The sequence below is a fragment of the Pseudomonas sp. NPDC077186 genome (assembly GCF_044543505.1).
In the GTDB taxonomy this organism is placed as follows: domain Bacteria; phylum Pseudomonadota; class Gammaproteobacteria; order Pseudomonadales; family Pseudomonadaceae; genus Aquipseudomonas.
The window spans coordinates 40,930-61,495 of sequence record NZ_JBITWE010000004.1 but is presented as its reverse complement, the minus strand read 5'-3'; the positions used below and the strand labels follow the sequence as shown (position 1 = coordinate 61,495).

Annotated in this window: 22 protein-coding genes and 2 pseudogenes; 7 read left to right on the top strand and 17 right to left on the bottom strand. The window is 60.9% G+C overall.

Features of this window, described 5'->3' with window-relative positions; all coding sequences use genetic code 11:
- The first annotated feature begins 182 nt into the window (after positions 1-182).
- The 3 genes from ACIGKL_RS15825 (at position 183) to ACIGKL_RS15815 (ending at position 3,670) form a co-directional block, all read left to right on the top strand.
- The gene (locus ACIGKL_RS15825; protein ID WP_397487500.1) at positions 183-2,201 is read left to right on the top strand and encodes a DNA topoisomerase III; all 2,019 of its coding nucleotides are present in this window, start codon (positions 183-185) and stop codon (positions 2,199-2,201) included.
- 804 nt (positions 2,202-3,005) lie between these two features.
- Entirely contained in the window at positions 3,006-3,254 is a 249-nt protein-coding gene (locus ACIGKL_RS15820; RefSeq protein WP_143498608.1) for a hypothetical protein, read from the top strand.
- A 23-nt stretch (positions 3,255-3,277) separates the two neighbouring features.
- Positions 3,278-3,670: a hypothetical protein gene (locus ACIGKL_RS15815; RefSeq protein WP_143498607.1), complete on the top strand. Its 393-nt coding sequence runs from the start codon at positions 3,278-3,280 to the stop codon at positions 3,668-3,670.
- Positions 3,671-3,804: 134 nt separating this feature from the next.
- Here ACIGKL_RS15815 and ACIGKL_RS15810 read toward each other — a convergent pair whose 3' ends face one another.
- From ACIGKL_RS15810 to merT, 9 genes are all read right to left on the bottom strand, one after another.
- A complete protein-coding gene (locus ACIGKL_RS15810) occupies positions 3,805-4,812 on the bottom strand; it encodes a hypothetical protein (protein ID WP_195882755.1) in 1,008 nt (335 codons plus the stop codon).
- Between the two features lie 188 nt (positions 4,813-5,000).
- On the bottom strand, positions 5,001-5,363 hold the full coding sequence (locus ACIGKL_RS15805) for a histone-like nucleoid-structuring protein, MvaT/MvaU family (RefSeq protein ID WP_143498605.1): 363 nt from the start codon (positions 5,361-5,363) through the stop codon (positions 5,001-5,003).
- 217 nt (positions 5,364-5,580) lie between these two features.
- Positions 5,581-6,939: a DUF4041 domain-containing protein gene (locus ACIGKL_RS15800; protein ID WP_195882754.1), complete on the bottom strand. Its 1,359-nt coding sequence runs from the start codon at positions 6,937-6,939 to the stop codon at positions 5,581-5,583.
- Between the two features lie 389 nt (positions 6,940-7,328).
- Positions 7,329-8,507 carry a translesion error-prone DNA polymerase V subunit UmuC gene (gene umuC, locus ACIGKL_RS15795; protein ID WP_397487870.1) on the bottom strand — a complete coding sequence of 393 codons (1,179 nt, stop codon included), beginning with the start codon at positions 8,505-8,507 and terminating at the stop codon, positions 7,329-7,331.
- 338 nt (positions 8,508-8,845) lie between these two features.
- On the bottom strand, positions 8,846-9,262 hold the full coding sequence (locus ACIGKL_RS15790) for a hypothetical protein (RefSeq protein ID WP_008567175.1): 417 nt from the start codon (positions 9,260-9,262) through the stop codon (positions 8,846-8,848).
- An 18-nt stretch (positions 9,263-9,280) separates the two neighbouring features.
- Positions 9,281-10,963, bottom strand: a complete 1,683-nt coding sequence (gene merA / locus ACIGKL_RS15785; RefSeq protein WP_008567178.1) for a mercury(II) reductase — start codon at positions 10,961-10,963, stop codon at positions 9,281-9,283.
- A gap of 32 nt (positions 10,964-10,995) precedes the next feature.
- Positions 10,996-11,430, bottom strand: coding sequence for an organomercurial transporter MerC (gene merC / locus ACIGKL_RS15780; RefSeq protein ID WP_008567179.1), 435 nt, complete (start codon positions 11,428-11,430; stop codon positions 10,996-10,998).
- Positions 11,431-11,442: 12 nt separating this feature from the next.
- Positions 11,443-11,718: a mercury resistance system periplasmic binding protein MerP gene (gene merP / locus ACIGKL_RS15775; protein WP_008567180.1), complete on the bottom strand. Its 276-nt coding sequence runs from the start codon at positions 11,716-11,718 to the stop codon at positions 11,443-11,445.
- Between the two features lie 13 nt (positions 11,719-11,731).
- Complete coding sequence (merT, locus tag ACIGKL_RS15770; protein WP_008567181.1) at positions 11,732-12,082, bottom strand: mercuric ion transporter MerT; 351 nt, start codon at positions 12,080-12,082, stop codon at positions 11,732-11,734.
- A 71-nt stretch (positions 12,083-12,153) separates the two neighbouring features.
- Here merT and merR point away from each other — a divergent pair, with 71 nt between their 5' ends.
- Positions 12,154-12,564 carry an Hg(II)-responsive transcriptional regulator gene (merR, locus tag ACIGKL_RS15765; RefSeq protein ID WP_008567182.1) on the top strand — a complete coding sequence of 137 codons (411 nt, stop codon included), beginning with the start codon at positions 12,154-12,156 and terminating at the stop codon, positions 12,562-12,564.
- Between the two features lie 142 nt (positions 12,565-12,706).
- Here merR and ACIGKL_RS15760 read toward each other — a convergent pair whose 3' ends face one another.
- Positions 12,707-12,889, bottom strand: a complete 183-nt coding sequence (locus ACIGKL_RS15760; RefSeq protein ID WP_008567184.1) for a hypothetical protein — start codon at positions 12,887-12,889, stop codon at positions 12,707-12,709.
- 33 nt (positions 12,890-12,922) lie between these two features.
- On the opposite strand from ACIGKL_RS15760, the pseudogene ACIGKL_RS15755 reads away from it, so the two are divergent.
- Positions 12,923-13,110: pseudogene (locus ACIGKL_RS15755) on the top strand (DUF4113 domain-containing protein); the annotation flags it as partial.
- Between the two features lie 276 nt (positions 13,111-13,386).
- Here ACIGKL_RS15755 and ACIGKL_RS15750 read toward each other — a convergent pair.
- From ACIGKL_RS15750 to cadR, 5 genes are all read right to left on the bottom strand, one after another.
- On the bottom strand, positions 13,387-14,256 hold the full coding sequence (locus ACIGKL_RS15750; RefSeq protein ID WP_107320917.1) for a sterol desaturase family protein: 870 nt from the start codon (positions 14,254-14,256) through the stop codon (positions 13,387-13,389).
- Between the two features lie 68 nt (positions 14,257-14,324).
- Positions 14,325-15,071, bottom strand: a complete 747-nt coding sequence (locus tag ACIGKL_RS15745) for an AraC family transcriptional regulator (protein ID WP_107320918.1) — start codon at positions 15,069-15,071, stop codon at positions 14,325-14,327.
- Positions 15,068-15,580, bottom strand: coding sequence for a signal peptidase II (gene lspA / locus ACIGKL_RS15740; RefSeq protein ID WP_107320919.1), 513 nt, complete (start codon positions 15,578-15,580; stop codon positions 15,068-15,070). Before lspA ends, ACIGKL_RS15745 begins: the two co-directional genes overlap by 4 nt.
- On the bottom strand, positions 15,577-15,924 hold the full coding sequence (locus tag ACIGKL_RS15735) for a DUF3703 domain-containing protein (RefSeq protein WP_107320934.1): 348 nt from the start codon (positions 15,922-15,924) through the stop codon (positions 15,577-15,579). The genes lspA and ACIGKL_RS15735 overlap by 4 nt, the downstream gene beginning before the upstream one ends.
- 310 nt (positions 15,925-16,234) lie before the next feature.
- Positions 16,235-16,648: a Cd(II)/Pb(II)-responsive transcriptional regulator gene (gene cadR, locus ACIGKL_RS15730; RefSeq protein WP_107320920.1), complete on the bottom strand. Its 414-nt coding sequence runs from the start codon at positions 16,646-16,648 to the stop codon at positions 16,235-16,237.
- A gap of 97 nt (positions 16,649-16,745) precedes the next feature.
- Between cadR and ACIGKL_RS15725 the strand changes: the two genes are divergently transcribed.
- Together ACIGKL_RS15725 and ACIGKL_RS15720 are read left to right on the top strand one after the other, a co-directional pair.
- Positions 16,746-17,642, top strand: a complete 897-nt coding sequence (locus tag ACIGKL_RS15725) for a cation transporter (RefSeq protein WP_375136126.1) — start codon at positions 16,746-16,748, stop codon at positions 17,640-17,642.
- Between the two features lie 9 nt (positions 17,643-17,651).
- Positions 17,652-17,900 (top strand): annotated as a pseudogene (locus ACIGKL_RS15720) (cointegrate resolution protein T); the annotation flags it as partial.
- 65 nt (positions 17,901-17,965) lie between these two features.
- On the opposite strand, the gene ACIGKL_RS15715 reads toward ACIGKL_RS15720, so the two are convergent.
- Both ACIGKL_RS15715 and ACIGKL_RS15710 read right to left on the bottom strand, forming a co-directional pair.
- Entirely contained in the window at positions 17,966-18,937 is a 972-nt protein-coding gene (locus tag ACIGKL_RS15715) for an ExeA family protein (protein WP_195883223.1), read from the bottom strand.
- On the bottom strand, positions 18,927-20,564 hold the full coding sequence (locus ACIGKL_RS15710; RefSeq protein WP_254348506.1) for an IS481 family transposase: 1,638 nt from the start codon (positions 20,562-20,564) through the stop codon (positions 18,927-18,929). Before ACIGKL_RS15710 ends, ACIGKL_RS15715 begins: the two co-directional genes overlap by 11 nt.
- Positions 20,565-20,566 lie beyond the last annotated feature (2 nt).

Sequence of the window (20,566 nt, the reverse complement as noted above, 5' to 3'; positions counted from 1 at the left end):
TGAGGTCCGGCGCCGCCGTGAACGAAGCTGCGGGTGAGGGCACACCGCCGACTCTGCTCATATCCCTGAGAGGATGCCTGCCCCGCACAACTGGGGCACCGCTGCTGTCACCTTGTTTACAGCCGTCGAGGACGCGGATGGCCATGCTGAGGCTCACTCGATGCCCCCACCCCGGAGACCGTATGCGCCTGTTCCTCTGCGAGAAGCCATCCCAGGGAAAGGACATCGCCCGCGTGCTGGGGGCTGGTCAGCGGGGTAGCGGCTACTACAGCGGTACCGGCGTAATCGTGACCTGGTGCATCGGCCACCTGATCGAAGCCGCACCACCGGAAGCCTACGGCGAGCAGTACAAGCGCTGGTCGCTTCAGCAACTGCCGATCATTCCCGAGCGCTGGCGGGTCGAGCCGAAGGCCGCAACCGCTGCACAATTGAAGATCGTCAAACAGCTGGTCAGCCAGACCAGCGAGCTGGTGATCGCCACCGACGCCGACCGCGAAGGCGAGATGATCGCCCGCGAGATCATCGACCTGTGCGGCTATCGCGGCCCCATCCAGCGGCTGTGGCTGTCGGCGCTCAACGACGCAAGCATTCGCAAGGCGCTGGGCGCGCTGAAGCCGTCGAGCGAGACGCTGCCGATGTACGCTGCGGCACTCGCGCGCTCCCGTGCGGACTGGCTGGTCGGCATGAACCTGAGCCGCCTGTTCACCCTGCTGGGGCGTCAGGCCGGCTACGACGGCGTGCTCTCGGTCGGCCGGGTGCAGACCCCGACCTTGGCCCTGGTGGTCAGCCGCGACCGCCAGATCGCAGGCTTCGTCTCGGTGCCGTTCTGGGCCATCGAGGTCAGGCTATCGACAGGCGGGCACCGTTTTCTCGCCAGCTGGGTCGCCCCTGACGACTGCTGCGATGCGGCCGGCCGCTGCCTGCAGCAGGCGGTAGCCCAGCATGCGACTGAACGCCTGGGCGCAGTCGCCAGCGCCCAGGTGGTCACTGTGGCAACGGAGCGCGTGCGTGAGGCGCCCCCACTGCCCTTCGACCTGGGCACGCTGCAGCAGGTGTGCTCGCGGCAACTCGCCCTGGACGTACAAGAGACGCTGGACCTTGCCCAGGCCCTGTACGAGACGCACAAGGCGACGACCTATCCGCGCTCGGACTCGGGTTACCTGCCCGAAAGCATGTTCGCCGAGGTGCCGGCCGTACTCGCGGCCCTGCTCGCCAGCGATCCCAGCCTGCGCCCACTGCTGGAGCTGCTCGACCGGACTCAGCGTTCACGCGCCTGGAACGACAGCAGGGTGTCGGCCCACCACGGCATCATCCCGACGCTGGAGCCGGCCAACCTGGCGGCCATGAGCGACAAGGAGCTGGCGGTCTACCAACTGATCCGCGCGCACTACCTCGCGCAGTTTCTGCCGCATCACGAGTTCGACCGCACGACGGCGCAGTTGCGCTGCGGCGAGCAGCATCTACAAGCCGTTGGCAAGCAGGTGATCATCCCCGGCTGGCACCAGGTGCTGGCCGTCCCGGAAGCGGACAACGCCGATGGCGAAACAGCACCGCGAAGCCAGGTGTTGCCGGCGCTGCACGAAGGCCTGTCCTGCCAGGTCGAACACGTCGATCTGAAAGCCCTCAAGACCCAGCCACCAAAGCCCTATACCCAAGGCGATCTGATCCAGGCCATGAAAGGCGTCGCCAAGCTGGTCACCGACCCGCGGTTGAAGCAAAAGCTGAAAGAAACCACCGGCATTGGCACCGAAGCCACCCGTGCCAGCATCATCAAAGGCCTGCTCGAGCGCGGCTACCTGCTCAAGAAAGGTCGCGCCGTGCGCGCCTCTGACGCGGCATGCACACTGATCGATGCGGTGCCGGCAGCCATCACCGATCCCGGTACGACCGCGGTCTGGGAGCAGGCCCTGGACATGATCGAAGCTGGCGAGATGACGCTGGAAACCTTCGTCGCCAAGCAATCCATGTGGATCATCCAACTGGTGCAGCAGTACCGCTCGGTCACCCTGGCCATCAAACTCCCCGAAGGCCCCGCCTGCCCGCGGTGCGGCAGCGCCACACGCCAACGCACCGGCAAGAGCGGCCCGTTCTGGTCCTGCTGCCGCTATCCCGATTGCACAGGCACCCTGTCCGTCCAGTCTGGCCGGCAGGCCAGCGCCAAGCGCAGCACCTCACGAAAACCGCGGCAGATCCCGAAATAGCTCGTAGGTTCGTCTCCCATCGTATCGACCACGGTCGATGCGCACACCTCGCGCCCGCGGGGAACCCAGCACGCCTCTCCTTCTGCAATGCGTGCCCGTCACCTGCGAGCCGCTGGGTCGACGGGAAGGCTGATTCATCCAGCGTCCGTAATGCCCGGACAATTTGATCGGCTGAGTGTCGCAATGAAGGGTCTCCAGTTGCCTAGCGTGGAAGACGGTGCGAGGCAGCAGGAGACCCTTCGGGTCGAATGGTATTCAGTGCCGGCGCCCACCGGCGAAACAACGGGCTCCTTTTGTGCGCGGATGCGTGCCAAAGGATGTCGGCCCCAGCCACGACAAGGGTCGAGTGCAATCGCTGCGACAGCGGATGGCTTTGACGACGGCCACGCCCTACCTCAGCGCACAGGTGGTGTCTTTCTCTGCAGCCGAAGGCCCAGGCCTTCGGCTCCTTTTCTCCTGCCCTCCCAGTGCGTCGGCGCATCGTTGCCGAACCGTCGACTGAACTAGCCGCCCCCTCCAGCCCGACTGACAACCGACGCTTTTCCCTGCGGTTCAAACGCGAGTGCTCCGGCCGCCCACAAAATCTGGAGGCCGCCGGTTTCCCATTTCCCGCTGACTCACCTCCCCTCGCCGCTCGAAGCTGCCCCCATGCGTCGTCGACCCCGGTCGACACCATGCCCGCAGCACGGGGCCTCGGCTGCACCGCGGAACCCTCCGCGCCGCCCCAACCAGTCCGCTCCGCACCGCCTTGCGGACGAACGCCGGCCAGGCGTCGGTGCTCCATCTCTGTCAGGAGGCTCTTCCATGTCCCATGCCCCTCCCGCATCACCCATCACTACTCAGGCCCGGACCGAATCTATCGGTTATCTGGCCCTGACCTACGCGGGCAAACGCCTGCCCCTGCAAGTACGCCACAGCGCCGCCGGCTACTTCATCGGCACTGCCGACGACAGCGAGCCGGTCTCGCGTGAATCCGTCGAGTACTTCCGCTCATACGAAGCTGCAGAACAGGCCCTGAGCACAGGGCACTGGCAGCAGCGCCTCCATCCCTGAAGCCTACCCATCGGGAGACCATCATGAATCAGTCCTTACCCCCAGACGTCCTTGATCAGATCGCGCGTGAAATGCTGCATTTCGACAATGCCCCCGCGGCATTTCTACAGGCCTGGAAACGCGGTGTCCAAATCGCCGGTGCCGAGTGGTTCGGCGATGGCACTCGTGCCGGGCTGCAGCAGGCCACGAGCAAGTGGGAGCTGCGACCAAACGTGCAGCGTCTCAACGAGGCCCTGGGCGTGCTGAGCAGCGGCCAACGGCTGTTCCTTGCCGCGATGGTCAGCTTTTACAACGCCAGTGAAGGCGGTGCGATGCTCAAACGCTGCCAGTTCGAGGGGCTTGCCGATCTCGGCGGTCTCGATCTGGAGCGCCGCAAGGTCATCGCCGAGCTGTTTCTGCACTACGACGGCTGGTGAGCCTGCCGCTCTCAGCCTCCCCTTTTTCCCAGCCCACGAGGGGCATGCGTCCCTTGGGGGCCATGTCCCTCCGTCTTTTTCGACAGGAGCGACACCATGAACAGCCCGATCAATCCTTTGACTCGTGATCTGGTTCAGTCCCTCGTGAATGGGGCGGGCTGAACCAGCAGGGTTGGTGCTAGTCGCAGCGAGCGCTCTGGCTTGGCTGAGCAGCGCATGCGTAGGTGGATGGTGGTTGCGACATCAGCCGGCACCAGGATGCGGGACATTGTGCTGCTCTCACTGGCACAGTACAGGCAGAACTGCGCGCCCGGCTGGCTCAGCAGGCAGCACGCCGAGCATTCGACGGCCTGCCCGCCCCACTCTTGGGCCGCGCGAAGAATCTGGTCCACAATGAGATCCTCGCGTCGCTGGCGAGCGCCCCGACCATTCTTGGCAAAGGTGTCCGCGTCACGCTGGACTGCGGCAGCCGCCAACTGGGCCTCCCTGTGCGCCGCGAGCGCGTTAGCATGTGTGGTGACCTTGGCCTCCTGCTCTACTCGGCGCGCGTCCTCGATCGCCTGCAGGCGACCCCGCTCTTGCTCCCACTGGGCGTTGTAAGCGACGACATCAGCCGCCAAGTCATTGGCAGCACGCTGTGCCAGCATTTCTCCGCGCAGAGAACGAATCCAGGACTTGGTCTTTGGGTCGGACAGAACCGCGCGCTCGAATGTTGCCGGGTCATTGATCTGCTCAAGGCTGAGTCCACTGAGGTCTACTTCTATCGAGGAAGCGGCGATGTGAGCTAGACGCTGGTACCGCTCGTGCTCAGCCCGGGGCGATACCTTGATTCGCACGATCAGCTGGCGCCCGCCTGCGGTGATAACGGCGTGTGCCACTACCTCACCGAGATCCACGAACCTCTCCACCGAGTCGGCGGTGATGGCCGCCGGCTGAAAAGTGACGTCGCGCAGCAGGGTGTGCCCAGAGTTGGTCGTGGCACTGATTTGGCGGGAGAAGGCTGGGAGCGTCAGACGCTGCTGAGCGCCAATCAGGGCGACCGCCGCGCGGCGCACCCCGTCCTTGTACCCACGAACGCAGTCTTCGGCCTGGGCATGCCGGAAATGGGGGATGACCTTTTGGCCCCGGTTGGCGGCGTTCAACGGCTTCCGGCACCCCGGACAGACACAGTCACACGCGAGCCCGTTCGCAACCTCGAAGGCCCGCAACAGAACGCCGTCGCGCTCACCAAAGGGGATCTTGGCTGCTCGCATACTCCCACCTATTGGAGCGGTAACCCCACAAAGAAAAGCCAGGCAATGCCTGGCTTTTCGTCTCTAAGGATTCAGCCTTATTGCAGCCACCCGTCTACCGTCTGAGCGCCGTACTGCTCTTTCCAGGCCTTCAGCACTTTGTGGTTTCCGCCTTTGGTCTCAACAACCTCACCGGTATCTGGGTTCTTATAGACCTTGACCTGTCGCTCACGGCGCTGGCCACGCACAGCCGGAGCAGAGATAGAAGTCTGATTTGCTTGCGGATCCAGAAGAGCAATGATGCCACGCAGGTTTACACCGTAATCTTCCATCAGAGCGCGGAGTTTTTCCTCGAATTCGATTTCGCGCTTCAATTCGCCATCGTTCTTCAGAGCATCGAGTTGCTTGAGTTGAGCGGCGAGCTGGGCTTCAAGGGCTTTGAATTCTGCGAGCTTGGACATTAGATAGGCCTTGTTAATGGAAAAGCACACACAGCAGTATACTTGTGACACTCGACCCCTGCCAAGGCTGCTTTAAGAACCAGCTAGATATCGGCGCGGGTTGTTAAGTCGAATATGGAGGAACTTTTTTGCCTGCTCTCGGCCAAAAACGGCTGGGCATGCAGTGGATTAACGGACGTTCATTTGAGACTTGAAGGTATCTACGAAATCGGGGGATTCATCTCTGTGCGGCAGCTGGTTCTAATCGCTGAACCGCAGCCTTGGGTAACTCCATCCGTAGGCTTTCTCGATACTGCTCTGCTGGAGCTTCGTGGGTGACCTCGACAGCAGCATCGTAGTTTTCTCGAATGACCGCCTCTATTTCAGCGATATCGGCACGGAAGAACTCCTTGCGCCCGTTAACCTTGTTTAACCGACCGGCCGCAAAACGTTCATGAAGCTTTGCTTCCAATGCTGGGGCGTTATCCGAGAAGACCATCGCATGCACGTCAAACCAGAACGGCACCGACGCATCACCTAACTCATCGACTCGCTCCATTGGCTCCAGGCGGCGGGTCATACCGATCTTGTAAATTCCTTCCCCAAAAGCCCCGACGTTGGAGATCACATAAACGTAGCCAGCTTTGGCGTTCTGTTCGCGATAATCGATAAGCTTCTCTTCGCTCTCCAGTGCAGTGCGACCCGCTTCAATCTCTGCCAACTTAGCCACAAGCGGCGCGCGCTCCTCCTCAGACTGTGCCTTGTCCAGGCGAGCCTGCAGCTCGCGCATTGCGGTCGCGAAGTGTTTGCGCTCCTTAGCGATCTTCTCCCGAGCGGCGCGAATTTCCTGCTCTAGCTTCTGCTGTTCCCGCAGCTCTTCTCGAGCGCGCTTGGCTTCTTCCTTTTCCTCCTGCTTCTTGATCTGGAACTCATGGGCAAGGTGCAGCTCGTCAATCTTGAGGCTCAGGTACTTCCGCGATAGCTCGACGGACATCACCCTGCCAAGACGGTTGCAGGTTTCGAAGGACTTGAGAATGCGCTTTTCGCCTAGTTCTACGTTGTCGAACTTTACGTTGTCGACGCAGTAGTCAGCTTCGTTGTTGAATGATCGGAGCACCAACTTGATCATGTCGTTGACCAGTTTCCGGCCTTCTACATTGCTCCCATTCACCTCCCAGTTGGTGTTTCCACTCGCGGCCGTTCCACTTTTGATTAAGGCTTTCTGCTGCTCGCGAACCTTGACCAGTCGAGCTTTGTACTCATGGCTGGAGTTCAACTTGAACTTGGGTTCATAGAGCGCAAAGCTTTCAAGAAGCAGTGTCTCTTCCCAGACGAGGATCTCTCTCTGCAAGTCAGAAGAGCGTTGCGTGAGCGCAGATGCATCTTGCACAGCGCGCTGAACCTCCTGGTGCACGGCCTCCAGCTTTCTTTTCTCCTGAGCGATCAGATTCTGGACCTCTACGACTTCCATGGCGCCGATCTGCCTAGTGAGTGCCTGAAGTTGCTGATAGCGCGCCTGAAGATCAGTCAGTTGCAGGTCAAGATCATCGGCTCGCCGCCGGTGCTCAGGTCCCTTCCAATAGTCACTAAGGGCCATGCGGTTCCTTCCTCGTGTAGGTCAAATGGTTGCTTGGCTCTGGACGCCAACCTGGGAGTCTTTATAGCCCAACCGAACTGTATTGGCCGCTTAAGAGGCGACTATTCGCCTACTGTGCATGGTGGAGATGAGATTCTGAAGATTTGGTGTGTGACGCGCTGTATGGACGCGATTAGCCAAGCTAGTGGACTACCCCCGCTTCGGTAAATATCCAGGAGGCTGCTTTGGCCGGTTGATGCCTACTGCTACCGGTAGCTGTGGTTCGACTTCGGCCTGTCACGACCGGCAGCAACTGACTCAATGATAGTGGGACCATCACCCCGTCCTTTATCCTTGGTACGCCTGGTAGGTCGCTGTCAGCCAAGGCGACATCCGCAACTGTTCATGTTCTAACGTACCCTTGGCAGCTCGCCCCAGCGGCAGGTATACCCCGGCGAACGCAGCTCCTGCTTCATCGACCAGCCGCCCAGCGCCGGTACCCGCGCCAGGCGCACGGTGCCGCGGCCCATGTTGGCGTTGATCCTGTCCACGGTTGCCATTAACGCCGCGCTGCGCGGCCGCGGCGTCGGGGCGAACAGGTCGGCCTGTACCTGCCCGGGGCTGACCAGGTTCATCAGCATCACCCCGGCTTTCTGGTACCGGTAGCCGGGCCGGTAGATACCCTCCAGCCCGGCCAGCGCCGCCTGCACCAGGTCGCGCGAGTCGTTGCTCGGCGTGTGCAGCGGCACGCTGGCGGTGCGCGCGTAGCGCGGCTCGTCCGGGTTGAACACCCCGGTGCGGATATACACCTGCAGCAGTTGGCACACATCGCCCTGCACGCGCAGCTTCTCCGCAGCGCGGCAGGCGTAGCTGGCCACCGCCTCGCGCAGCGGCGCCAGCTCCGTCACCCGGCGCGAGAAGCTGCGGCTGCAGGTGATCATCTGCTTCGGCTCCGGCCCCTCGTCCAGGGCGAAGCACGCCTCGCCGCGCAGCTCGCGGATGGTCTTCTCCAGCGCCACCGAGAACTGCTTGCGCATCGTCCAGGCGTCCTGCTGCGCCAGATCCCAGGCGGTTTTTACGCCCAGAGCGCCCAAGTGCGCCTGCAGCTTGCGCCCCACGCCCCACACCTCGCCCAGCGGTGCATCCTTGAGCAACGCCGCCTGCTGCTCAGGGCGCGTGGCCACCACCACCCCGCTCTGGCTGCGCCGCTTGGCGGCCCAGTTGGCCAGCTTGGCCAGCGTCTTCGTGGTGCTGATGCCCACCCCCACCGGCATGCCCGTCAGCCGCTGCACCTCCGCGCGAATGTACCGCCCGTAGCCCGCCAGCGGGCGGCCAAGCCCGGCAAGGTCGAGAAAGCTCTCGTCGATGGAATACACCTCCAGCCGCGGCGCCAGCTCGCGCAGCACCCGCACCACCCGGGCGGAAACGTCGCCGTACAGCGCATAGTTGCTGCTGAACGCCAGCACGTCGTGCGTCTGCACCAGGTCGCGGATCTTGAAAAACGGCTCGCCCATGCCAATGCCTAGCGCCTTGGCCTCGTTGCTGCGGCTCACCACACAGCCGTCGTTGTATCTGAATGACGCTAACAGTTAGTAGTGCATAACATATTGATATTTAACGATATTGTTACGCTAACAATTTTTCGTCCTTCGCAGCCTAAATCAGGGCTTTTCAGTCCGACCCACCCCCATGCGGCCAACTAGCTGCCCGCCTCGAATGTCGTGTCCCTGGGGCCGCGAGGCCCCAAAAAACTTTGAATGAACTTCATGAGCGTGCACATCTGTTGTCGGCTGGAGTCGTTCGGTTGTTCGGAAGAGCAGGCGAAACCGAAAAGCACACGGAGTCCTCGCATAACGTCCTTGGCTCGCAGCACTATTACGGAGACCGAAGCGTTCCCGGCCAATCAGGGCTGCTGAGAGGGCCTACATCACCGACACTCCCGGCCTTCTCCGCACCCTGGAGCGCCAAGGTACTTTCGGCCGGCCAGGCGCTCGGGCAGCCAGATGAGCAAGGGTGCCGCCCCCAGTGCCAGCAATAGCCACAGTCTGGAGAACTGCTCGCCATGCGGGTCGAAGCCATAAGCCAGCAGCCCGCCGAGCGCGAGCAACAGGAAGTACGGCGCCGTGAGGTAGCAGTGAAGTCGGCGGCAGCGTGCGGCATTGACCAGGCAGGCGCCACCCATCACCGCCAGCGCGGCGCTTGCGGCCAGGAATAGCGTGGGGTGTCGATCTGCCAGAAGAATGGTTAGCGTCGCGACAACGGCAGGCAGCCCCCAGAAGCTGATCACCTGCCATGTCTGGCGCAGGCTGTCACCCCTGCCGAGTTCATTAGTCTTAATGTTCATGTTTGCACCTCGCATTCTTTACCCGGCGCAGCAGGACAATTGCTTCACGTCCTTACTGAAGGTTTGCGCCGCGAGCTTCAGGCCCTCGACCATGGTCAGGTAGGGGAACAATTGGTCGGCTAGTTCCTGCACCGTCATCCGGGCGCGGATGGCGAGGGCGGCCGTCTGAATCAGCTCGCCCGCTTCCGGGGTCACTGCCTGCACGCCCAGCAGTCGGCCCGAGCCCGTTTCGGCGACCAGCTTGATGAACCCCCGTGTGTCAAAGTTCGCCAGAGCGCGCGGCACGTTGTCCAGGGTCAAGGTGCGGCTGTCGGTTTCGAGGCCGGCTTGGTGCGCTTCCGCTTCGCTGAAGCCGACGGTGGCCACCTGCGGATCGGTGAACACCACGGCCGGCATGGTGTCGAGATTGAGCATTGCCTCGCCGCCGGTCATGTTGATCGCCGCGCGATTGCCGGCCGCCGCCGCGACATAGACGAACTGCGGCTGGTTGGTGCAGTCGCCGGCCGCATAAATATCCGCTTTGCTGCTGCGCATGCCCTGGTCGATCTGGATGGCACCGCGTTCATCCAGCTGCACGCCGGCCGCTTCCAGGTTCAGGCCGTGGGTGTTGGGCGTGCGTCCGGTGGCGACGAGCAGTTGGTCGACCCGCACTTCACCGTGCTTGGTGGTCAGCACGAACTCGCCGTTGGCATGGGCCACCTGGCTGGCTTGCGTCTGTTCCAGCACTTCGATGCCCTCCAGGCGGAAGGCCGCCGTCAGCGCTGCGCCGATGGCCGGATCTTCACGGAAGAACAGCGAGTTGCGCGCCAGGATGGTGACGCGGCTACCCAGCCGGGCAAAGGCTTGCGCCAGCTCCAAGGCCACCACGGATGAGCCGATCACGGCGAGCCGTTGCGGAATACTGCTGCTTGCCAGCGCCTTTTCCGAGTTCCAAAAGGGGGTATCTTGCAGTCCGGGAATCGGCGGCACGGCCGCACTGGCGCCGGTGGCAATCAGGCAGCGGTCGAAGGTCACGATGCGCTCGCCCCCCTCGACCAGTTCCACACTGAGCGTGTGGCTGTCCTGGAAGCGGGCGGAGCCACGCAGCACGGTGATGGCTGGGGTGCTTTCCAGAATGCCTTCGTACTTGGCGTGGCGCAGTTCGTCGACACGACCCTGTTGCTGGGCGAGCAACCGTTCGCGCAAGACAAGCGGCGGCGTGGCGGGCAGTCCGCCATCAAACGGACTTTCGCGGCGCAGATGGGCCACGTGCGCGGCGCGAATCATGATCTTGGAGGGCACGCAGCCGACGTTGACGCAGGTGCCGCCGATGATGCCGCGCTCGATCAGGGTGACGCGGGCCCCCCTTTCTACCGCCTTGAGCGCGGCCGCCATGGCGGCGCCACCACTGCCGATAACCGCCACGTGAAGCCTGTCACCCTCTTTCCCGGCGTCAGTGCCACCGCTCAGCCAGCCCCGTGCCTTATCGAGCAGGCCGGGACGGGTAGGTAGCGTGATGTCTTCGAACGCCGCTCGATACCCCAGGGCCTCGACGGCGGCCTGCATTTGTTCACGGCTTACGGCCTCGTCGACCTTCAATTCGGCCCTCCCACTGGCGTAGGAAACATCCGCCCGATGCACGCCCGGAATCTTCTCCAAGGCCTCTTTCACATGCACGACACAGGATGCGCAGGTCATGCCAATGATTTTCAGTTCGGTCATAACGTTACTCATTGAATCGTCTCTTGTCAGGTTCACTGGTTTGGCGGCGTCGGACAGGACGCCGGGGAGCAACGGCGGTGCGCGGGCGACACGAAGTCCCAGATGGACACCCCAAACATGACGGCCAGGCCGATATAGAGCAGCCAGCCGCTCCGCCAGCCGTGAGCCAGCATCAAAAACACCGCTACCAGCACCAGGGCCGGGCCGATCAGGCCAGGCGCAGCGCGTCGCCACTGCCGGTGACTGAACCAGCCGAGGGCATTGACGAGCAGAGCCACGCCGGCAAACAACGGCAACAGCGTGGTGATGAACAGGCCTTCCCATTGGCTCAAAAAGCCCAGTCCGATCGTGGCGCCCAGGCTGGCAAGGGCGGGAAAGCACGAGGCGCAACCTATGGCGGAAACCAGCACGCCGACGGAACCGGCTTTGTCACCGATCCGTGTGAACAGATTGAAAGAATTTGCCATCGGAATGCCCGCCTATTGCTTGACGCTGGACGGGTAGCCGGCGTCCTCTGTCGCCTTGGTCAGCGCCTGCGCACTGGTCTTGGCATCGTCGAAGGTGACGATGGCTTCGCGCTTCTCATAACTCACCTCGGCCTTGGTCACGCCCTCGACCTTGGTCAGCGCTTTCTTCACCGTGATTGGGCAAGCGGCGCAGGTCATGCCCGGCACCGACAGGGTGATGATTTGGGAGGCGGCCCACACTGGGGAAACCACGGCAATGAGGGCGAGAGCGGCAAGCAGCTTTTTCATGACCAACTCCTGATTAGTAGAACAAGGGGAGGATGTAGGGGAAAGCGAGCGCGACCAGCACCAAGGCCGTCACGACCCAAAAAACGAGCTTGTAGATGGTGCTTACCTGGGGATCAGCGCAGACCTCACCGGGTATGCAGACTTGAGCCGGGCGGAAAATGCGCCGGTAAGCGAAGAACAGCGCAACCAGTGCCGCGCCAATGAAGAACGGGCGGTAAGGTTCCAGAACGGTGAGGCTGCCGATCCAGGCACCGCTGAAGCCCAAGGCGATCAGCACCAGCGGCCCCAGGCAGCACGTGGACGCGAGGATTGCCGCCAGACCTCCAGTGAGGAGTGCACCGCGCCCATTTCGCGATTCAGACATACGTTCATCCTTCCGAGTGGTTGATCGATGGGTTAAGGTTATTTCCGTAGTTAGGTACGGGGTCAAGCGGCATGCACAACGCGGTGGAAAGCCTGACCATCGGCGCCTTTGCCAAGGCAGCCGGGGTTAACGTGGAAACCATTCGGTTCTATCAACGCAAGGGGCTGTTACCCGAACCGGACAAGCCCTACGGCAGCATTCGCCGCTATGGCGAGGCGGATGTCGCACGGGTGAGATTCGTGAAGTCCGCGCAACGGCTGGGCTTTAGCCTTGATGAAGTGGCCGGACTGTTGCGACTGGACGACGGCGCGCACTGCGACGAAGCGCGTGTGCTCGCCGAGCAGAAGCTTGAGGATGTGCGTGAGAAACTCGCGGATCTTCAGCGGATCGAGTCGGTCTTGGCGCAGCTGGTTGATGACTGTTGCGCGAGCCAAGGGACAGTGAGCTGTCCGCTGATCGTTTCGCTGCAAGCGAGCAAGTGACCGCCCGCACTTCGCGCGTTAGCCCACGATTTCCCGTTTGTCAGGGCTCTCTGTTTGTCGGTCTGAAGGTGGAAAGAGCGGCGCTCATTGAGCGCCGCTGACTGGGCAAAGGAGCACTTGCAAAGGCCCTAGGTTGGTACTGCTATTTGCCCTTGTGCATCAGTGGGGCGGGCCCACGTTGCATCTGGTCGAGTAGCACATATCTACCTTGCAGGCGGACAGCCGGGCTGCGCTTCGCTTCGCCACGGCCTGCCGCCGTGGCGCCCAGTTGTTCAATCTTCTTGACGGTTTCCGCCACTAGGATTGCGTCAGCCTTGTCGCGCATGGAGACAATCTGCTCGGTCGCTCTCGTGACATCGTGATCGCCGCCGTACAGCCCGTCGCCTCTGAGAAGGTCATGCAGGTGATGGATCGGATCAATTCCAAGTGGGGTCGAGGCACGCTCCGCCTGGGCGGGGTGCCGGTGACTCCTGACTGGGGATGTGTCGGGAAATGCTCGGCCCAAGCTATACCACACGGTTAGATCAGCTCTGGACAGTGAGGTGAGGCACACCCCAGCGCTGCTAGGAAGCCGGCTTACTGCTCAGAAGAACCACCTTACCAGTGGCTACGTGTAACGGCTCGCATTTGAAAACAACCGGGCTCGCAATTAACGCGATTCCCGGCTCAGATTAACTGCAACTGACGAAGCCCTCGGGCTCACATTAACTGCGAGCGAGCTTGCATTCAGCCGCTTCGGCTCGCATTCAATCTCAATGGGCTCACGCTTTCTGCAACTAACCAGAGCAATCCAGAGACATCGTGCCACTGCAAGAGAACCCGCTAGCCTTTGCTTCTACGATCTAGCCCAAAGGGTTCGGCGAACTGCCCAAGGTAGCCTTTGGGGTAGTCCTTTTCATGCAACCCGACCTCGGCCTCCCCTAGCTTCCCCGCACTGTCGAAGAAGGTGCCGAACAGTCGATCCCAGACCATCAGAAACTCACCAAAGTTGACCTGGGCATCTTCAAAGTCGCGCTTGTGATGCCAGCGATGAATTTCAGCAACCCCGATCAAATGACGCAGCCATCCAAGCCGGTAGTCCAGGTTCGAATGTTGGAAAGCCAAGTGCACGGTCAGAATGCCAAACCAGGTGGCGACTACGGCAGACGGGGCGCCTAATGCGAGCAGAATCACCAGCCCCGGGCCGGCCATGAGCGCCGCGTGCAGGGGATGGCGTCGCTCCCCGTTCACCCAATACAACCGCTCGGCGCTGTGATGAATCATATGAAAACGCCACAACCATTGCACTCGGTGACTAATTCGATGCATGGCGTACAGGCCCAGATCGAGCACGGCAGCGACCAGTAGCAACTGGAGCCACAGCGGACTCTCGATCGGAAAGAGACGAACCGAAGCCGGCACCGCATCGCCAAGTTTGGCCAGGATTTCCGCGGTGAATTGAATGACGGAAAGGTTCACCAGCATGTGCAGCAGATCTGTCGCGGTGTCTTGATGATCCTCAAGCCAGGCTTCGCGAAAAGGTTGGATGCGCTCCAAGCCAGCGATGCTCAACAGTCCTATCGCGGCGGCTATGGGAGTGGTGGGCCAATACGGTACGCCGGCATACAGCGCCCAGATCATGAAGGCGGCAGCGCCACCAAACACGAGTGGATAGCTCACCCACCGTATGACAAATCGAAGAAAGGTCGACATCGTTCAGCTCCCTGTGATGGAGCCATGACTCTATTCGGAGATTCCAGCTTTCGACTTGAACGAAAGAGCTAGGATTCCTGGAGATCGACTTCAGCCAGGGCAGATGATGGATCGATGCCCAGCAGCGTCCGGAATGTTCGGGAGAAATGCGCCGAGTCAGAAAAGCCCGCCTCATGCGCCGCTTCGGTCAGCCGCCCCCCTTTGGCCAGGTGCTGTAGGGCTTGCGTGAGACGTAACCATTTCGCATAGCTGCGAAGCGGCAGACCTGTCTGTTCCACGAACCAATGGGAAAACCGTGTGGGTGATAAATGCACCAGTGCGGCCATTTCTTCGCGTCTCATTTGGCCTCTACGCAGCGCTTCAATCACCTTGGTCAAGCGAGGATCTGAGATCGGTGGGTCGGGTAGCCGCAGCGCCTGGCGCACCCCAGCCTTCAGCTGTACAGCACTGTGTCCTGTCTCGCGCAGCGCGCCGATAATCGCCGCTACATCCGCCGGCGTGATCTCAATCACCCTCGCTTCTTCGGTACCCCGCAAAGCACGAGCTTCCTCGGACAGCGCATCCACATAGATCGACAGAACTCGACCGGCGCTCAGCCGGTGTTTCAAGCCTGCCGGAATGAAGATGGCTGCCCCTGAATGAATACCCAGCGGGGTTTCGACCGCTACGGTTGAATCGAGGCCCACTGAGATCTGATGCGCCTGATGGTGGTGCCAGCCTTGGTGACCGGCACGCCCATGAAAGACTCCGATACCGGGTCCGACCCATGCATGGCCTACCCAGCGCACTGTGTCCGTCGAAGGCGAGCTTTTCATTCTCTGGCTCGGTCCACTTCCGCTTTTGGGTTCAGCAAACTGCTCAGGATCAACATGGCGGCGCCACCGACGATACCGATATCCGCCAGGTTAAACGCCGGCCAATGCCAGGACTGCCAGTAGAAATCCAGGTAGTCGATCACATGACCACGGAATGCGCGGTCAATCAGATTCCCAACTGCACCGCCCAGTATGAGGCTATAGCCCAGCGCTTCGCTCTTGGGCCTGGGCTTACGCAGGATCAGCGCGAGCACTATCGAAATGATGACGGCCAGGGCGATGAAGACGTATCGCTGCCAACCGCCCGCGTCAGCCAGGAAGCTGAACGCAGCGCCGGTATTCCAGAAATGAACCAGATTGAAGAACGTGGCCATAGGAGTCACGGAGCCGACCGGGAGCGAACCCTCAATTGTGCTCTTGAACACCTGGTCGGCTAACGCAATTGCTAGCGATAACGACCACCAAAGCCAAGGAGCGCCGAAAAGTGACCTTTCAGGAGAAGAGCTCATCGCGACTCTCCTTGAAGAAGTCGCTGCAACTCCTGGGAGACGGGCATCGGCGCGAAAGCACTAACCCTGGCCCGCCCGGTGTTTCCGAGTGGCACCCAGATCCAGGAGAACAGCAGTGCCGCAATGATCCGAGGCACTTGGCCGAGCACCTCCCGATAGTCGCGCAACTGCCAGCCAGCCCTCAGCATCAGCCAATGGCTCCGAGCGTGAAGGACTGGCATTCGCTGGCTCAATATGTGGGCCCGCTCCAACCAGGGAAAGGTTCCGGCTTCATCCTTTTCTCGGAGGGCCTGCTTTGCTCGTGAGAAGGCTTCATCAATGGCAATGCGGAGGGCTGTATTCATCTGGATCTCACTTGCGCAGCGGTCGAAGGCCATTCAGGACAACCAGCAAGCTGACGCCCATAGACGCGCAGCCGCATGGGGACGGGCCGGCTTGCTGCAAGGCGCAAGTCCCAGAGGAAGTAGTGGGCTTAGGGTCATCGCCACAGCAACTGGACATGAAATACTCCTTGGTCAGATGTGCCAAGTGAACACCCTGTAGTCGCAATAGGGTCAAGCGCTATGGATTGAGGCGATGCAAAAAAAGAATTTAAGCCGTGAATAGGAAAGAGGTCTGCCGCTTGATCCTCGATCAAAAGCAGGGTCTTCGACCTCAGGATTGAAGAAGTGGAGTGCCGCCCTCCACCAGACCCGAAAGTATTCCGCAGTCCAGGCTTTGTCGTTCGTCATCGCAGCAGCCCCGCAACGTCACCAACTGGTTTTCGAGGGCATGTAAGGATGCGATCTGAGCCCTTACCTGGGCGATATGTCTATCAAGGAGCGTATTGATCGCCGTGCATGGTTGCTGCGGCTGCTCCTGAAAGCCCTGTAAAACACCAATTTCTTCCAGTGACATGCCAAAAGAGCGGCATCGGCGAATGAACAGCAGTTTCTCCACATGATCCGCTTCGTAGGCTCGGTAGCCATTGTCCTGACGGTTAGGAGGTGGGAGCAGTCCCTGACGTTCATAAAAACGAATCGTCTGAATGTCCGCCCCCGTCAGCTTTGCAAGTTGGCCTATGCGCATGGCCTTCTCCTGAGTGAAAACTCAGTATATCCATGCTTGACCCTATACCTGCTATATGGTTTTTAATCGACAAAATAAAGCCCGATAGGAGAAGCGAATCATGAGTTCTTGTGAGAAGTCCTGTGGCTGTGGCCCAGTTTCGGCAACCACAGAAGCGGCAACCGCGCCTTCGAATGAAGGAACATGGGTCAGCAGTTTTTCTGTACCCAAGATGGATTGCCCTTCAGAAGAACGAATGATTCGGCTCGCACTGAATGGCTTGCCTGAGCTCAATTCGTTGTCCTTTGATTTGACCAGCAGACAGGTACGCGCTTTCCATGACGGGGCGGTTGACCAGATCGCTACCAAGCTGGAGTCACTTGGCCTGGGTGCAGCGTTGCTGGGTACTGAGCCGGCCAGTCAGGAAGCAGCCTCGGCCAATAGTGCCAATGAAGAGCTGACTGCTTCGAAAGAGGCAAGCACGCTGAAGATCCTGCTCGGTATCAATGCCGCGATGTTTGTCATCGAGATGGGTGCAGGTTTGATCGCCCAGTCGACTGGCCTGGTTGCCGACTCGTTGGACATGTTTGCTGATGCTGCCGTCTATGGGCTGGCTCTCTATGCGGTCGGCCGGAGTGCACGGCTTCAAGTTCGGGCTGCCCACCTGGCGGGGGTCTTTCAGATCGTGTTGGCTCTGGGCGTGCTCGTGGAAGTGGCTAGACGCGTCCTCTACGGCAGCGAACCTGAGTCGATGCTGATGATGGGGATTGGCGCAGTCGCACTAGTCGCAAACGTCAGCTGTCTCTTGATGATCTATGGCCACCGCGAAGGTGGTGCACACATGAAAGCGAGTTGGATTTTTTCAGCCAATGATGTGCTCGCGAACATTGGTGTTATTGCAGCAGGTGCATTGGTTGCCTGGACAGGTTCTTCCTACCCAGATTTGGTGATTGGTACTGTCGTGGGCCTCATCGTACTGAACGGTGCGCGCCGAATACTGGCATTGAAAGCCTGACCAACCGGACACCGACATGCCCGTGATTCACTTGAGCACTACCGACGTACAAGCAAGGATCAGCGTGAGCAGGAGCAGCGCCGGCACGAAGCGCAGGTGCTGCAGCTGGAGGCTCACCAGCTACAGCAGACGCTAATCGTTAAACAAGACGAACTGACCCGGTTGAACCGCGACAATGAGCGCCTGCTCACCGAGGCCCGACTACTGCTGAAGGAACAGGCCACTCAGCAGGATCGGTTGGAGCGACAGACTGGCGAACTTGCAGTGCAGCGTCGAAGTTGGCTATTTTTGCCCAACCCCGAAAACGTGAAATTAGCCAGTGATCAGATCGGCAGCCCCGCCGCCAGCATCTTGTCACGCAGCTCGGCAGCGCGCGCGGGGTCAAGCGCGTTACTGAGCAGCGCCTTGATCTCGGTAGGCCTGGCGTCGAACTGCTCCACCAGATCCTTGATGCGGTAGCCGTGGCGCGTCAGGGTCGGTTCCAGGTCATCCAGTTGGCGCGACAGCACCGATTCCACCAGCTCCGCCGAAACGGGCTTCTCGCCGGTCAGGTAGCCCGCTTCCAGTGCCAAACTGATGTGCAGTTGGATTTGCAGTGGTGTGCGCAGCTTGGTGGCGAGCAGGTCTATGGCGTCTTCACTCAGGATCGACTCGGGTTCGACCTTCCCTTTAGTGCAGGTTTCCAGCAACCAATGAATGTATTCGCGCTGACTGCCGGCGATGCCGTCGAGCGAGAAGATGTCGGTGCGGTAGCCGATTTCCTCCATCGTCGGCCGGCGCAGGTCGTTACGCAGCTTGGGATGCCCGGCCAGTACCACCGACAGTCGGCCGTCGCCATCCTCTACCAGCTCCATCAAACGTTTGAGACCAGTCAGCGTATGGCCGTTGAGGTCATGTGCCTCATCAACGAACAGGGCCACCGGGCGCTTATTCTTCCTCACCAGCTCGCGCAGGTCACGCTCACGTTTTTCGCCCTGGGTCGGGATGCGTACCTGCTTCTCGGTGGAAAGGTCGTAGAAGAGCGCGGCGATGAAGGTGGCCAGTTTGATGCTGTGTTTCTCGATCGCCAGCGACTTGGATACCGTGATCTTCTTTTCCTCTTCCATCGCCTGCTGAAGCCGGCGCAGCATCACGGTCTTGCCGCTGCCAATGACGCCGCAGAGCGCGATCAGCCGACCTTCGAAGATCGCCGCCTTGATATCCTTGATCAGTTGCTGGTGGTGGGCGGTCTCAAAGTACCCGGCCTGGTTCAGTGGCAACGTCAGTCCGTAGTGCTGCATCACTTCAACCCGCATGTTCTTCTCCTGTTTTCTTATGGCGGAAGTAGCCCCGCACGCGCTCCAACACGATGCGTCGTGTCAGGGTTTCGCTCAGCACCTGGTGGATGAATGCCTGATCCTCGGGCGAGAGCTTGGCTAACGGCTGAGCCAAGTCATCGGCAACGGCGAGCTTAGCCGCGATCACGCTGGGAAACCGGTACTCGTGTGCCGCTGGGTCGAATGGTTGGCGCGGCAGTTCCACCGCTGTCGCGGACGGCGCCAGTCGCACATCGTCACCAGCCAGTGCGGCAATCGGCAGGCCGAGCTGGTCAGCCAGCGAACGGATGCGCTCGGCCCGCTCATACACCTTGCCACGCTTGAAGGCACGGTAGCGATGCAGCGGAATCGGCCCAGAGACCGGGTAGTAAGGCCCGAAGCGCTCACAGTCGAATTCGGCATAGAGTTCGTCGTCGAACAAGCCCCAGAGCAACACCACGGTTTCGCCCGCCATGTCCGGCTCAACCTCGTAGGCCGTGCCGTCGATAGTGACGCGGGCATCAACGCCGACCTTGCGTCGTTCAGGCTCGCGGGCGAACCGACAGAACTGCTCCCAGGTGCACATTTCGCGGAGGCCCTCGGCGGGCAGGTTAGCCAGCCAGTCCTCGATCCGCGAATGCGGCTCGGAACGATGGCCCTGTGCGTTGTAGGTGCGCACCAGATAACGCATCAACCACTCGTTGGCCTGTGCTTCGGTTTCAGGCTTGTGGAAGTGATACAGCGTCTCGTGGGCTTCTTTCACGGTACGGAAAGGGCGCTCCACCTTGCCTTTGGAGCGGGCTGTGGTACGAGTGCCATCCTTGCCGGCCGGGATGTGTGTCTGCCACTCGATGCCCAGCAACTGCATGACGTTCTGGAAGACTCGGCGCTTGGCCACCGGGCCATTGTCCAGGTAGATCATCTTGGGGCGGCCTTGGAACGGAAAGATGGGGTCAGCCTTCGGCGCCATGGCGTTGAACAGGAAGCGCAGCGCGGACTCTGCGTCCTCGCCGTATACGCAGTGGTATTCCTGATAGGCCACACCACTGCGGTCATCCACCACGCTGAAAAGCATCAGCGTTGGCTCACCTCTGGCCGGATCGATCCAGTCTGGTTTGTCGATGTGTTTGAGGTCAGAGGGCGACAGGTCGAACTGCCAACAGTCATTGCTGTGTGCCGCTTGAAAGCGCGTCGCGGGCGGCTGCCGCAACAGCCGCGGTTGGTCCAGTCGCCACAGGGATAGGTAGCGGTTGACGGTTGGTCGACTGAGTACACCCTTAGGCGCCTTGACCAACCCTTGCATGGTCTCCACCCCGTAGTCTTCCAGCAGCTCGATGGCGCGGCGGGTAGAGAGGTGCCGCCCTTGCTTGTTGGTGGTGCGCAGTTTCAGCGCTGCAATCAGCTCGCAGTAGCGTTCCAGCTCAGCCTGCTGCAACACGCGCGGTTTACCGTGATCGGCCCGGTGGGCCGCGTGGGGTTTATGGATGAAGTTCAGCGCCCGGTACACAGTGCTCGGGGACACGCCATACAACTCAGCTATCGCAGTCACCTGAGCGGCCCGTTCTGGGCTTTTCTTCGGCAGGCGGTCGAGCCGCTGCCGCAGCTGCATCAGCGAATCGGTCGGGATGG

Coding starts and splice junctions, on each gene's coding strand:
- merP (WP_008567180.1), bottom strand. CDS start 11,718: ATGAAAAAGCTGCTTGCCGCTCTCGCCCTCATTGCCGTGGTTTCCCCA.
- ACIGKL_RS15760 (WP_008567184.1), bottom strand. CDS start 12,889: ATGCGCGACAAGGCTGACGCAATCCTAGTGGCGGAAACCGTCAAGAAG.
- ACIGKL_RS15715 (WP_195883223.1), bottom strand. CDS start 18,937: ATGCGGGTTGAAGTGATGCAGCACTACGGACTGACGTTGCCACTGAAC.
- merC (WP_008567179.1), bottom strand. CDS start 11,430: ATGGCAAATTCTTTCAATCTGTTCACACGGATCGGTGACAAAGCCGGT.
- merA (WP_008567178.1), bottom strand. CDS start 10,963: ATGACCGAACTGAAAATCATTGGCATGACCTGCGCATCCTGTGTCGTG.
- ACIGKL_RS15805 (WP_143498605.1), bottom strand. CDS start 5,363: ATGTCCAAGCTCGCAGAATTCAAAGCCCTTGAAGCCCAGCTCGCCGCT.
- ACIGKL_RS15790 (WP_008567175.1), bottom strand. CDS start 9,262: ATGAACATTAAGACTAATGAACTCGGCAGGGGTGACAGCCTGCGCCAG.
- ACIGKL_RS15735 (WP_107320934.1), bottom strand. CDS start 15,924: ATGAATACAGCCCTCCGCATTGCCATTGATGAAGCCTTCTCACGAGCA.
- ACIGKL_RS15800 (WP_195882754.1), bottom strand. CDS start 6,939: ATGGCCCTTAGTGACTATTGGAAGGGACCTGAGCACCGGCGGCGAGCC.
- ACIGKL_RS15745 (WP_107320918.1), bottom strand. CDS start 15,071: ATGAAAAGCTCGCCTTCGACGGACACAGTGCGCTGGGTAGGCCATGCA.
- ACIGKL_RS15820 (WP_143498608.1), top strand. CDS start 3,006: ATGTCCCATGCCCCTCCCGCATCACCCATCACTACTCAGGCCCGGACC.
- merT (WP_008567181.1), bottom strand. CDS start 12,082: ATGTCTGAATCGCGAAATGGGCGCGGTGCACTCCTCACTGGAGGTCTG.
- cadR (WP_107320920.1), bottom strand. CDS start 16,648: ATGCGCATAGGCCAACTTGCAAAGCTGACGGGGGCGGACATTCAGACG.
- ACIGKL_RS15815 (WP_143498607.1), top strand. CDS start 3,278: ATGAATCAGTCCTTACCCCCAGACGTCCTTGATCAGATCGCGCGTGAA.
- ACIGKL_RS15750 (WP_107320917.1), bottom strand. CDS start 14,256: ATGTCGACCTTTCTTCGATTTGTCATACGGTGGGTGAGCTATCCACTC.
- merR (WP_008567182.1), top strand. CDS start 12,154: ATGCACAACGCGGTGGAAAGCCTGACCATCGGCGCCTTTGCCAAGGCA.
- lspA (WP_107320919.1), bottom strand. CDS start 15,580: ATGAGCTCTTCTCCTGAAAGGTCACTTTTCGGCGCTCCTTGGCTTTGG.
- ACIGKL_RS15825 (WP_397487500.1), top strand. CDS start 183: ATGCGCCTGTTCCTCTGCGAGAAGCCATCCCAGGGAAAGGACATCGCC.